At 43.0% G+C, this 13,268-nt stretch carries 11 protein-coding genes and 1 riboswitch; of the genes, 6 read left to right on the top strand and 5 right to left on the bottom strand.

Going from position 1 to position 13,268, the window contains the following annotated elements:
- Positions 1 to 278 precede the first annotated feature (278 nt).
- The 3 genes from R7Z78_RS05675 to R7Z78_RS05665 all read right to left on the bottom strand — a co-directional run bounded on the left by R7Z78_RS05675 (position 279) and on the right by R7Z78_RS05665 (position 4,756).
- Positions 279 to 1,937 (bottom strand): BCCT family transporter, encoded by a 1,659-nt coding sequence (locus tag R7Z78_RS05675; protein ID WP_005377772.1) that lies wholly within the window; start codon positions 1,935 to 1,937, stop codon positions 279 to 281.
- A 192-nt stretch (positions 1,938 to 2,129) separates the two neighbouring features.
- The gene (locus tag R7Z78_RS05670) at positions 2,130 to 2,876 is read right to left on the bottom strand and encodes a 3'-5' exonuclease (protein ID WP_104975280.1); all 747 of its coding nucleotides are present in this window, start codon (positions 2,874 to 2,876) and stop codon (positions 2,130 to 2,132) included.
- On the bottom strand, positions 2,876 to 4,756 hold the full coding sequence (locus R7Z78_RS05665) for a DUF294 nucleotidyltransferase-like domain-containing protein (protein ID WP_005377775.1): 1,881 nt from the start codon (positions 4,754 to 4,756) through the stop codon (positions 2,876 to 2,878). Before R7Z78_RS05665 ends, R7Z78_RS05670 begins: the two co-directional genes overlap by 1 nt.
- 438 nt (positions 4,757 to 5,194) lie before the next feature.
- Between R7Z78_RS05665 and proV the strand changes: the two genes are divergently transcribed.
- The 6 genes from proV to R7Z78_RS05635 all read left to right on the top strand — a co-directional run bounded on the left by proV (position 5,195) and on the right by R7Z78_RS05635 (position 11,611).
- A complete protein-coding gene (gene proV / locus R7Z78_RS05660) occupies positions 5,195 to 6,382 on the top strand; it encodes a glycine betaine/L-proline ABC transporter ATP-binding protein ProV (RefSeq protein ID WP_169644484.1) in 1,188 nt (395 codons plus the stop codon).
- A gap of 4 nt (positions 6,383 to 6,386) precedes the next feature.
- Positions 6,387 to 7,472, top strand: coding sequence for a glycine betaine/L-proline ABC transporter permease ProW (gene proW / locus R7Z78_RS05655; protein WP_005377778.1), 1,086 nt, complete (start codon positions 6,387 to 6,389; stop codon positions 7,470 to 7,472).
- On the top strand, positions 7,465 to 8,472 hold the full coding sequence (gene proX / locus R7Z78_RS05650) for a glycine betaine/L-proline ABC transporter substrate-binding protein ProX (RefSeq protein ID WP_005385703.1): 1,008 nt from the start codon (positions 7,465 to 7,467) through the stop codon (positions 8,470 to 8,472). Before proW ends, proX begins: the two co-directional genes overlap by 8 nt.
- Positions 8,473 to 8,666: 194 nt before the next feature.
- Positions 8,667 to 10,616 (top strand): LTA synthase family protein, encoded by a 1,950-nt coding sequence (locus tag R7Z78_RS05645; protein WP_104975279.1) that lies wholly within the window; start codon positions 8,667 to 8,669, stop codon positions 10,614 to 10,616.
- A gap of 146 nt (positions 10,617 to 10,762) precedes the next feature.
- A complete protein-coding gene (locus R7Z78_RS05640) occupies positions 10,763 to 11,128 on the top strand; it encodes a VOC family protein (RefSeq protein ID WP_005377781.1) in 366 nt (121 codons plus the stop codon).
- 99 nt (positions 11,129 to 11,227) lie between these two features.
- Positions 11,228 to 11,611: a hypothetical protein gene (locus R7Z78_RS05635; protein ID WP_005377782.1), complete on the top strand. Its 384-nt coding sequence runs from the start codon at positions 11,228 to 11,230 to the stop codon at positions 11,609 to 11,611.
- Between the two features lie 89 nt (positions 11,612 to 11,700).
- On the opposite strand, the gene R7Z78_RS05630 is transcribed toward R7Z78_RS05635, so the two are convergent.
- Together R7Z78_RS05630 and R7Z78_RS05625 are read right to left on the bottom strand one after the other, a co-directional pair.
- A complete protein-coding gene (locus R7Z78_RS05630; protein WP_033905210.1) occupies positions 11,701 to 12,435 on the bottom strand; it encodes a chromosome partitioning protein ParA in 735 nt (244 codons plus the stop codon).
- Positions 12,436 to 12,466: 31 nt separating this feature from the next.
- On the bottom strand, positions 12,467 to 12,625 hold the full coding sequence (locus R7Z78_RS05625) for a hypothetical protein (RefSeq protein WP_005377784.1): 159 nt from the start codon (positions 12,623 to 12,625) through the stop codon (positions 12,467 to 12,469).
- A 527-nt stretch (positions 12,626 to 13,152) separates the two neighbouring features.
- A riboswitch (glycine riboswitch) is annotated at positions 13,153 to 13,252 on the top strand.
- Positions 13,253 to 13,268: the final 16 nt, after the last annotated feature.

Genomic DNA, 13,268 nt, shown 5'->3' with positions numbered 1-13,268 from the left:
CCTTTTTATTATGGGCATCCCTCGCGACTAAAAATCAAATAATCCGCCTTTTTATCGGTATTTTTGTGATACAGATCACAAAAACAAACCTATTAACCAAAAGTTAAAATAGTTCGAGGTCTAATTTATTAAATAGTCACCTAAATGCGCAGTACAAAAAACAACCAGAATAAGACCATTTTCCATGCTGTTCATTTCTCAGAGAAAAATAGAAATCCAAAAAAAAGCGGCATGCTTTCGCATACCGCTTTTATCAATAATTTAACTGCTGATACTAGTTATTTTGATTTCTTAGAAACCGCCTTTGGACGAGGTTCATCCATCAAACCTTTTATCAAAGATACCGTTGCAACAAGCAAAACAATAGTAAATGGTAAACCAGTCGTCACCGCCATTGCTTGAGCAGCAGCTAGACCACCACCCAACATCAATGCAATCGCAACCAAACCTTCAAACGTACACCAGAACACGCGTTGTGGCGTTGGTGCATCGACCTTACCGCCCGCAGCAATAGTATCAATAACCAGTGATCCTGAGTCAGAAGAGGTAATGAAGAACACCACGACTAAGATAATGCCGACAAAAGATGTTATCTCAGCCAATGGCATAACATCTAACATGGCAAAAAGTTTTAAAGGTAGTTCTGCGTTAAACACCGCCTCGTAGCCATCATTAACGTATTGGCTAATTGCGTTACCGCCAAAAGCCGTCATCCATAACACACAAACTGAAGATGGGATAAGAATAACGCAAATAATAAACTCACGAACTGAACGACCGCGAGACACACGTGCGATGAACATACCCACAAATGGTGACCAAGAAATCCACCACGCCCAGTAAAACGCCGTCCAGCCTTGAGAGTAATTCACATCCTCTCGTCCAAATGGCATAGATAAGGCAGGGATATTAGCCACATAGGAAACGATGTTCTCGAAGAAACCAGTTAAAATCGCAATCGTCGGGCCAACAACAATAACAAATAGCAATAGCAGCGCTGCAAGACCCATGTTGATTTCAGATAAGATTTTCACGCCCTTATCGAGTCCAGCCACAACAGAGATTAAAGCGAGCGCAGTAATACCAATAATCAATATAACCTGCGTGGTATTGGTCATTGGGACATCAAACAGGAAGTTCAAACCCGTTGCGGCTTGAGACGCACCGTAGCCTAGCGATGTTGCTAAACCAAAAACCGTCGCTACCACTGCAAGAATATCGATAATATGACCAGTCCAACCCCATACACGCTCACCAAACAAAGGGTAAAAAATTGAGCGCATGGTGAGTGGCAAACCTTTGTTAAATGAAAAGATAGCCAGTCCAAGAGCCAAGAGCGCGTATATTGACCACGGATGAAGTGCCCAGTGGTAAATCGTCGCAGCCATCCCTAATGCCGAAGCTGCAGTTGCATCGCCCTCTGCACCACCTAGCGGTGCCCAGTCAGTACGTACACCATTCTCAACGCTCACGCCACCAATCGCAGAACTAAAATGGGACATCGGTTCTGATACACCGAAGAATACGAGACCAATGCCCATACCTGCAGCAAATAGCATTGCCAACCATCCGGCATAGGAGTAATCCGGTGTTGCTTCAGTACCACCGATTCGCACACGGCCCAATGGTGTGAAGATCAATCCGACACAGACAATGACAAAAATATTACCTGAAGCGAGAAAAAACCAGTCTAAATTGTGCAACAAACCCGCTCGTAGGTCTGCAAAAAACGGCTCTACCTGTTCTCGGAATAATAGTGTTATCACAACAAACATGACGATTGCTAAGCCAGAAATTGCAAAAACACGGTTATGAATATCAAGGCCAAATGGGCCTACCTTTAGCGCAACGTTATCCTGACCAATTTGATAGTCAGTATCTATTGCGTTTACTTTTCCATCGGGGCGTTGAATGCCACCGTTATTATCGGTGCTCACGGATAATCTCCTTAAAAATACGTGACCAAGTTTAAATTACTTTCGTCGGAGTTCGAGTAATGAAACGTCTTCATCACTACCAAGCACATGTTCATAAAACATTGTTCTTATAAGCGGTTACTCAATCCGCCATCATAATCTTAAAGCCCCCTATCTCTCATTGCATTTTATTGTTTTCACCATAAATAACGCCTATTGCCAAACCGAAGATATTGGCATGTTTCGATTAAAGTGATACTGCAGTTGTGCTTGAAACAGCTCCGCAGTTGCTAACGCATCCGTCAGGGCATGGTGAGGTTGATAAGCAGGGAGGCCATATCTTTCACGAGCGTGCCCTAATCGTACAGAACCGGGTTTCTTGCCTTTCAACTTATTGATAAAACCTCTGCATTCACGGCGTTGTATCGCATACTCAATATCTAACGTATCAACAACAGGAAACTGTATCCCCTCTCCGATGCTATTTAGCAAGGCGTTATTAAAGAACTGCCTTTCAATGTTCTTGTAGTGAACAAGTACCACTTTGCCTGACAACGCATCCAATATTTCACCCAAGATCTGAGACAGCTGCGGCGCGTTTTTAACCTCAGAGTCAGTGATACCGTGAATAATGACAGACTCGTGGTTTAACTCTCTGTTTGGGTTAACGACCCAATGAGCAGAGCCATTACATTGAACACGATCAATAGTAAACGGGACAAGTCCGATCGTGAGAATGACATCCTCTTCCGAGTTCAATCCTGTTGTCTCAAAGTCTACCGAGACAAATGGCACTTGTTCAATTGGTGTTTCCCCATTAACCATCGGTGTCGAATAATAGCGTTTGAGCCTCTCGTCTTTCGCTTCTTTAGCGAGTTGCTTGAACAACATTGACCACTCTGGCGTCTGGGATGTATCCAACAACGGATGTTCTTTTTCTACTTTTTTTGAGAACCACATTATTTGCTACTTCTCTGATATCGAAACTTAATGAAGTTCTGAGCGTTACTTAGAATTTGAAATGCTGCTTTTAAGTTTCGACGTTCAAATTCAGACATGTTCTCCGGCTCAATATTGTTGTCTGGCTCTTCTCCATTTTCTATGTCAAGGGCTTGGTGACGAATTCGAACCATGTAGATTAGCTCCATCGCATCCCTTAAATCCAAACCTCGACCTTTCGGTAAAATGCCAGCATCATTAATGTCATCTAAACGGTCGAAAGAGTTTTGCGATCGCGAACCGATTGCCAGAGAATGCACCCGTATTAAATCGGCCAACGGAGCCGTCCCCCTTCGCTTCAAGTTAATCGAGTTACGATGACGACCATCTTTCTCCATCACAAAGTCTTTGAAAAAGCCCAGTGGAGGCGTCCTACGTATTGCGTTATACGCCATACAAGCAAGAAAGCGGTTATTTCTTTTCGCTCGTCTCACAATAAAGCTGCTTAATTGCTCCGCCCATTTCACTCGCCCATGCACACCGAGGAGATCAAAAAAGATATTACTATTTAACAATCTCTCAGGGGTTGGATTGTCTATCCAGTTTCCAAAGCATTCTTCCCATTCTGCACGAGTTTTTCGCCATTCTGGGTTGGTAGCCATAATGTCTCCAGTACAATAAGCATAGCCGCATGCCGCTAAACCATCACAAACAAATTTAGCAAACTTTTCAAAGTACTCTCCGTGAATCTCAACGTCATAACTGTTATCGAGAATAAGCGCGTTATCTTGATCCGTTACAATTAGCTGCTCATCCCTCGCCATTGAACCCATTGCGACTAAACAATAAGGAATGGGCGCTGGGCCGAACTCTTGCTCAGCTAATTCAGCGAGGCGTTGTTTGAAACTACTGCCTATAACCGACATGGCTCGACCAATCATGTGCGCGTTGGCATCTTCATTGACCATTCTTACGAAACAGTCTTTTACTTGTTCAGAAACCTGCTTGAGATCCTCGACACTGGTTTGCTGAAAAATAGAGCTCACTAGCAATAGGCTGTTCTGAGATTCGTAACGAACGATGTCCGTCATGCCAATAATTCCTATCGGCTTTTTATCTTTTAAAATTGGTAAATGATGCACGTTGTAACGCAACATGGTTAACATGGCCTCAAACACATAGGCGTTATAATCCAATGAAACCACGTCATAACTCATGACCTCACTCACTGGAATATTGGTATCAATACCCTGAGCTAGTACGCGAATGCAAAGATCGCGATCAGTCAATATTCCAAGCAGCTGTTCGTCATCTTCTTCTGTGAGCTCCTCTGTCGGGCGAATAATGAGCAGAGAGGTGACATTTTCCTCTGCCATTAGTATCGCAGCTTCCTGAATTGAAGCCGTTGCCTCCAGGGTTACTGGATCTCTTGCTAAGATTTTACGTGCCTTAGCGGTGGTAAAGTCATTGCTTTCGGAGCGGCTAGATATTGCGCTTCGCAAACGCGCGCTATCTTCCAGTTCCATGTAGTCCGCAAAGTTTTCAAACTCATCACAAAGTTCATTGAAGATGTTTTCCGGAATACAGTAAACGAGAGTGTCTTCTATCGCTTTGGCTGGCATCCGTACGCGGTTGTTCATCAACAACCCCATCTGACCAAACAGTCCACCAGCATCAATCCTGTTATAGAGTTCACCTTTACGTCGATAAATCTCTACCGCCCCACTTCTCACCATATACAAGTCGCGGATCGTATCTCCGAAGTTAAGGATTTTTGTTCCTTGCCGAAAGTATGCAACCTCGGCATTGAGAGCAATTTTTCTAAGCTGCTCTTCAGGTAGGTCATCAAAAGGTGGGTACTGGCTAATGAAATTGAGCACTTCTAACTGTTCGGCTTCCATTTTTTATTCCATACGTTGCCTAAACTACAGCGATAAATATCACCCTGAGTGAAATCAAGCAATAAATAAATCTAAGGATAACAGTACCTAACTGATTTCACAGGACCAAGTCTTAATCAAAAATTAGAGCTCTAACCTTTTTATATGTAGAGTTCTAAGCTATCACAGCTTATATCTATGCAAGCGAGTTGAGTTGAAATGTACAAAAAAATTCAAAATAAATTCAACCCTACGTCAGGGCAACGTTATGGCGGATAAAGACACATCACAAGTAATTGTTTTAAATATAAAAAATAAGAATTGAACATACCTTGCTCAACGAACTCTCTATGCACGGCAGAACTAGTTAACCAACCCCCTTTCGTTGAAAGTTGAACTAAAATTAATTAGAGTACAAATCGTTAAACAGTTATAAACACACGAAAAAGGACAGATAACATGGATCCCATACTGGAAGTTAAGGGACTGTATAAAGTGTTTGGAGAAGACCCAGAGAGAGCCTTCTCGCTTATCGACAAAGGCGTCGATAAAGACGGTATTTTTGAACAGACAGGTTTAACAGTCGGCGTAAACGATGTATCTCTCACCATAAATGAAGGGGAAATTTTCGTAATCATGGGCCTTTCTGGCTCCGGGAAATCCACCCTTGTTCGACTTCTTAACCGGCTCATTGAGCCGACTAAAGGTAGTGTTTATCTCAAAGGAAGAGATATCGCCCACATCTCCGAAAATGAACTTCGAGAAGTTCGTCGTAACAATATCTCAATGGTGTTTCAAAGTTTCGCACTCATGCCACACATGACGGTGATTGAAAATGCCTCCTTTGGTTTAGAACTTGCCGGCATTGACGTTAATGAGCGTCAGAAAAGTGCCCTTTCCGCCTTAGAAAGAGTGGGTTTAGACCCTTATGCAGAATCTTTCCCTGACGAATTATCCGGTGGTATGAAACAGCGCGTTGGTTTAGCGAGAGCGTTAGCTTGTGATCCAGACATCCTATTAATGGACGAGGCGTTTTCCGCTTTAGACCCATTGATCCGTTCTGAGATGCAAGATGAGCTTATTCGTCTACAGAACGATGACAAACGCACAATTGTCTTCATTTCTCATGATTTGGATGAAGCAATGCGTATTGGCGACCGTATCGCTATCATGCAAAACGGTGAGGTTGTTCAGGTTGGTACACCTGATGAAATATTACACAGTCCAGCAAATGATTATGTCGAAGCGTTTTTCCGCGGCGTAAACATCGCAAGTGTCTTGACAGCAAAAGATATCGCGCGCAAGAAGCCAGCGGCTGTTTTTAAGAAATCGGAAAATGACGGTCCAGGCTCTGCGATGCAGATTCTGATGGATCACGACCGTGATTACGGCATTGTCGTCGATAAATCTAGCCGATATTCCGGCATCGTATCTCTTGATTCACTACGTTTGGCTCATAAAGAAAACCGTTCGTTAGCCAGTGCTCAATTACCGGATGAAGTTACTCTTCAGCCTGATCAGTCAATTAATGACATTTTGGGTCTGGTTGCTGGTGTTCCTTATGCCGTGCCTGTCGTAGATGAGAAAGGAACTTACTTTGGTGTCGTGACTAAATCACGTCTTCTACAAACACTAGATAAGGATTAACACGATGTCTTCAGAGCAAACTAACAATGATCCCTGGTCAAATACTGCTCCTGCGCAAGATGATCCTTGGTCGCAAGGTACAGAGGCCGCACCAAGTAATGATTGGCTCAACTCAGAAACTGTAGAGCAAGCGCCATTCGATATTATGAACCCATTCCAAGATGCGGTTTTACCCCTCGATAGCTGGGTAGAGTCCGGTTTGAACTGGCTGGTGGAACATGGTCGACCTGTTTTCCAAGCAATACGAGTTCCAATCGACTTTATTCTAACGTCGTTTGAAACTGCTTTGGTGTCTACACCTGCGCCTATAATGGTACTCATTTTGTTTTTGCTAGCGTGGCAGTTTTCCAATGTAAAACTTGGTTTTTCTACTCTTGTATCCCTTGTTTTCATTGGCCTAATTGGTGCGTGGTCACAAGCGATGACAACGCTAGCACTGGTGTTAACCGCCGTTTTCTTCTGTTTGCTTATAGGGCTACCAATGGGGATATGGTTGGCAAGGAGCCAAACCGCTGCCAAATTTGTTAGGCCAATATTAGATGCAATGCAAACGACTCCCGCATTCGTTTACCTTGTACCAATTGTTATGTTGTTTGGTATTGGTAACGTTCCTGGCGTAGTAGTAACGATCATTTTCGCCCTGCCTCCCGTTGTGCGCCTGACTATTTTGGGTATTCAGCAAGTACCTGAAGAGCTTATCGAAGCTGGCCACTCTTTCGGGGCAAACAAAAAACAGATGCTTTATCGCATCCAGTTACCGTTGGCGTTACCAACTATCATGGCAGGTGTAAACCAAACCTTAATGCTGTCACTTTCTATGGTAGTGATTGCTTCAATGATTGCTGTTGGCGGCTTAGGCCAAATGGTACTTCGTGGTATTGGCCGACTTGATATGGGTCTTGCTGCCGTTGGTGGCTTAGGCATCGTTATTCTTGCGATTTTGTTAGACCGTATCACCCAGGTGTTAGGGGTTAATGCGGGCAACACTAAGCTTCGCTGGTATCACACAGGTCCTGTTTCATACCTATTAAAACTGAAAACAAAGACGAACCAAGACGATCTAAAACTTAGGAGAAACATCAATGAATAATTCATGGAAGAAAGCGCTCTCTGTTGGAGCTCTAAGTACTATCGCATTTTCAACTTATGGTGTGGCAAGTGAACTACCGGGTGAAGGTGTCACTGTTCAGCCTGTTCAATCAACCGTTGCAGAAGAAACATTTCAAACGTTGATCGTAAACCGCGCACTTGAAGAGCTTGGTTACGATGTTAAACCGACCAAAGAAGTGGACTACAACGTAGGCTACACCTCTATTGCTAAAGGTGATGCTACTTTCTTAGCGGTTGGTTGGTTCCCTCTTCACGCCGATAAGTACACGATGTCGGGCGGTGATGATAAGTTCTTCCGTAAAGGCCAATACGTAAGTGGTGCTGCGCAAGGTTATTTGATCGATAAGAAAACCGCGGAAAAATATAACATCACTAACATTGGTCAGTTAAAAGATCCAAAATTGGCGAAGCTATTCGATGCAAACGGCGATGGCAAAGCGGACTTAACTGGTTGTAACCCAGGTTGGGGTTGTGAAATGGTTGTTGAGCATCAGTTGGATGCTTTCAAACTTCGTGACACAGTAACACACAACCAAGGTAACTACGCGGCGATTATCGCTGATACGATCTCACGTTACAAAAAAGGCGATCCGATTCTTTACTACACTTGGACACCGTACTGGGTAAGTGGCGTTTTAGTTCCGGGGAAAGATGTTGTGTGGTTAGAAGTGCCATTCTCTTCACTTCCTGGTGAGCGTAAGGACATTGATACAACACTAGAGAACGGTAAGAACTACGGCTTCGAGATGAACTCTATGCGCATCGTTGCCAATAAAGAGTTTACAGAAAACAACCCTGCTGCTGCAAAGCTGTTTGAAATCATCAAACTAAATATCAATGATGTTAGTGCTCAGAATATGATGATGAGCCAAGGTAAGAACAGCTCAGCGGACATCGAGTCTCATGTAAATGGTTGGATCAAAGCGAACCAGAAAAAGTTCGACGCATGGGTCGAAGAAGCGAAGAAAGCCGCAATGTAATCATGCCTTTATCAATCTCTAGAGCCAGTTGGTGTTATCAACTGGCTCTTTTTTTACACAAACGCCCCTCCCCCTTACATAGACATACCAACACTTACACTACTCGACCATAAACCCACATTATAATTCACGTTTATTTCACGCTTGCTTTGCTAAAAACAACACAACATAACAATTAAACTATTCGAATAAATATGAAAAACTTATCAAAGAGCTCTGTGTGGGGGCCTTTGCAGCCAATTGCTGCCTTTTCTTTGTTTTCGCTTCTATTTCTGTCTATCTCAAGAGTTTTGCTAGCTTTTTGGCAGATTGACCGTATTGACTCTCTAAACGACTTAATTTACATCCTAGGTCAAGGTTTGCGCGTAGATATTGCAACGCTTTGCTGGTTATTTATTCTTCCAGCACTGTTATCAACCTTCATGCCATTAACCGGTAAGATGGGAGAGTGTTGGAAGCGAATATTACGCATATGGATGGTTTTAGGGCTTTGGGTGCTTGTATACATGGAGCTAGCAACAGCGCCATTCATTCAGGAATACGACCTACGTCCAAACCGCCTGTTTGTGGAATACTTAATCTACCCAAAAGAAGTCTTGAGTATGCTCTTGACTGGCTACAAATTAGAACTGTTTATTGGTGCGTTAGGTACAGTTTTAACCATCACTTTAGGTTGGAAGTGGAGTAAGAAACTGACCGATAAGGCGCAGCAGGTCAACTGGAAATGGCGACCACTATTGGCACTTTTCGTTGTTCTTTTTGGGGTTGCAGGTGCTCGCTCATCTTTAGGTCACCGCCCGCTAAATCCTGCTATGGTCGCCTTTTCTAACGATCCACTGCTTAACGACTTAGCACTGAACTCATCTTACTCATTGTTGTTTGCGGTTAATAGCATGAAGTCAGAAAAGAGCGCGGAGCAGTTCTACGGAAAAATGGACACTCAAAAGATGTTGGAATTAGTTCGCACTTCATCAACAAAGTCCGACTTCACCCCTTCATTACTCCCAACCATGAACAGTAACCCCGCGACTTACCAAGGTAAACATAAAAACTTAGTGATTTTGCTACAAGAAAGCTTAGGCGCCCAATTTGTCGGTGCTTTGGGTGGTTTGCCTCTAACACCAAACCTTGATGAACTCATGAAGGAAGGTTGGCAGTTCACACAAATGTACGCCACTGGTACTCGTTCTGTTCGTGGAATTGAAGCCGTAACCACGGGCTTTCCTCCATCTCCGTCTCGCGCGGTAGTGAAGCTGAGTAAAAGCCAAACGGGTTTCTTTACCATCGCGGACTTACTGAAAGCTCAAGGCTATCACACGCAATTTATTTACGGCGGTGAAGCCAACTTTGACAACATGAAAACTTTCTTCTTTGGTAACGGTTTTGATCAAATAGTAGAAGAAGATGATTATAACAACCCAAGCTTTGTTGGCTCTTGGGGTGTTAGCGATGAAGATCTATATAACAAAGCAAACGAAGAGTTTGAACGCCTTTCAAAAAGCGACAAACCTTTCTTTAGCTTAGTTTTTACGTCAAGTAATCATAGCCCTTATGAGTATCCGAAAGGCAAAATTGAGCCATACGATTCAGAACATATGACGCGTAACAACGCCGTAAAATATTCCGATTACGCTTTGGGCACTTTCTTTGAAAAGGCGAAAAAGTCATCTTATTGGGATGATACCATTTTCATTGTAATTGCAGATCATGATGCACGTGTTTCTGGCGCTAACCTTGTTCCGGTTAAGCACTTTCACATTCCAGCATTGATCCTTGGTAAAGGCATTCAACCACGTAAAGATGACCGCATAGCAAACAACATAGACATGCCGCCTACACTGTTATCTCTGATTGGGGTAGATGCTAAAACACCGATGATTGGTCGTGATTTAACGAAGCCACTGGCTCGCGAAGATGAACGCGCAATGATGCAGTACGACAAAAACTTTGGTTATTTAACGCGCGACAATCTCGTTGTGCTTTCCCCTGGTGAAAAGATATCGACCCTGGCGTACGACTTTAAAGACCAAACCATGAAGCCGCTAGAGGTGGACGAGTCTATTATCGAGCGTGCAAAAGCAAACGCATTATTTGCATCTAAAGCGTATCAAAACAACTGGTATTCTTCCAAACACACTCATTAATACCAATGATTCCGCTGATAAAAAGGAGCTAAACGGCTCCTTTTTCTTATTCTGTCACTTACCTTCGAGAATGTTCTACTGACAACTCCTGTCGTTCCTTTCCGTTAGATTGCCCCTACTATTTCTAATTGATTAAGGAACAAACCATGCTGACTATCAATTCATTCGTTCTCTACGTTGAGGACATCCACATAAGCCAAGTTTTTTATTCGAAACTGTTCGAACGCAAAGTCACGCAGTTGTCTCCAACCTTCGCCGCTATTCCACTGACCGAAGGCTTAACGTTGACACTCAAGCAAAGAGATAATCTTTCACCCTACAGCGGAATTAGAGGTGGTGGCACCGAGTTGTCTTTATCGGTGCCCAATAGTCATATGCTAGAGCGCATTTACAAGCGCTGGAAAGACCTAGGTGTTGAGTTTGTTCAACCACCAGCGACATCAGTGTATGGGTTAAATTTTATGGCTATCGATCCAGATAAGCATCGCATTCGTGTTTTCATAAATGAATAAAAATGCGTTAAAAATGCTTTTTACCCATTCCCAATGTGACTTCAATAAATTAGACTCAAGGAAACATCAAAAGCGGCGTAGTAATAAGAAGGAATGCCCATGAGCTCAAGTATGATCCTTAGCGAATCCCTAATCGAGAGCGGAAGAGATATCCCCCTCAAAGAACTGCTTTATGCAAAGCGCGTGCTGGATAACTACATGGCAGTAGCCAAAGAAAGTAGCCCGCTTGAGCTATTAACTGAGATGAAATCGGCAGCAAAGCAAGTAGAATACTTTACAACGACGAGTAACCCGTGTGAGGCTCGTAATGTCATCAGTCAGATGATTGATAAAATCGACACCGCGGAATCTTTTGCTTCGTTCAAAGCATTAGCAGGTAAGCCATCTCAAGCACTCAATGAACTAATTGAAGATCGAGCTCAGCTGATTAAACACGAACGAGAGCTCCTGCTCGCCTCAGGCTATGACGCCTCACGAATCTAATATACGCGACAGGCTAAAAGTCATAGCTAACAACGAAAAAGGAGCTCTTAAAGAGCTCCTTTTGCTTTTCAAAACCGGATACAAAAGACTTAAAGGCCGATATCTTCCGTTATTGCTTTGATTTGTTTGAGGTCCATTTTATAGACTTCAATCATTTGATCGACCTGACTTAGTCGTGAATTAGCTTCATCATGTTTATCACACGCGTCCGACTTCACGTCCCAAGATTTGCCTTCTAAAAATACGTCACACTCTTTCTTGAGTTTCTCAATCTTAGGTAATAATTTCGACCGTTCTTTCTCGAGAGACTCTAATTCTTGCGAAATTTTCAGCTCTTTCTGGAATACTTCGCGGGACCGCTCAAACATAGTCGCTTGCATATCCGCTTGACGACTCAACTTCTCATTTTCTGACTTCGTCGTGTTGATCTTATCTGCCTGCTGCTTCAATTGAGACTCTAGTGACAAGTTGACCTTCTCGACCTCAGTCAATTGCTTTTGCAACTTCTTAAGTGCTTTCTGGTGCGCTTCGTCTTTCGCGGCAAGTAACTCACTAACTTGGTTTTGTATTTCTTGGTCAAGCGCCTCTTCACGCACTTTTACTTGAGATTCCAACTGGGTTTTATCTTGCGTTAGTGCTTGATACTTTTCTTCTAATACGTGGTAAGTCGATTCCCACTTGTTCGCAGTGACAACCGATCCAACAAGGCCACCAAATGCCAAGCCTAACACCGCAGCGATTGCGATATAGATATGCGTACGTTTGTCACGCTCTTCAATGACAACTACGTCGTCTTGCTCTTCCATTTTGTTCTGAGAACTCACCGTATACTACTCCAAGGACTCTTTTACTTTGCTAGCGGATCAATTCCGCAAACATAATTGATGCTGTATAAATCAGAAATGCGCCAATTAATGTTATAACGGTCGCTTTTTGGACTTTTTCATTGGTTCGATAACGAAACAGCACAAATGCTACTGCAATCAACACCGCAATGGCTAATAATCTGGTCATACCGCCTCCTTGTCCACTCATGAAAAACTGCCTAGGTCCGTAGACTGTTTCACAAAGATTCATTGTAACCCATTTATACGTACCATAAGGTCAACTTAGCGTAGATTTTAAAATAAGTGCTCCGATTTTAATCAATTTTGTGTCCTTAATTGAATAACTTATGTCGTAACGATCGAAACACATTTATCGTTCTGAAGTGTTTTTGGGTTCCATTCCCTAACCCAATAAATTTTATTTATGCCGTGACTCGCACAAAAAGATTGGCAAACATACCTTCATGAAAATAGATAAGGTTATTTCATTGAAAATAAATTGACATAGGGTGTTGAAATGGACCAAAAACATGATAGAGTTCACACGTTAATGATGACCAGCATCATTAACTAACCTTTACTCATTTAATTGAGTAATTGTTCCGATGAAGACTGCAGGAGAGTGGTTATTAATCAAATTTTAACACTTGATTAGCATAACTCGCCGAAGAATTAACTATTTCAGGTGCTACCTAGGTAGCGGGGACTGTAGTTGGAGGAACCTCTGGAGAGAACCGTTAAATCGGTCGCCGAAGGAGCAAGTCTTGCACTCACGCAAGGTGAAACTCTCAGGCAAAAGGACAGAGGAGTGGAAAGTTACAACCTAACTA

It is taken from the genome of Vibrio sp. 1167 (genome assembly GCF_033340375.1).
Taxonomy (GTDB): domain Bacteria; phylum Pseudomonadota; class Gammaproteobacteria; order Enterobacterales; family Vibrionaceae; genus Vibrio; species Vibrio alginolyticus.
Note: the sequence above shows the minus strand (reverse complement) of the source record. Positions and strands in the feature narration are given on the sequence as shown.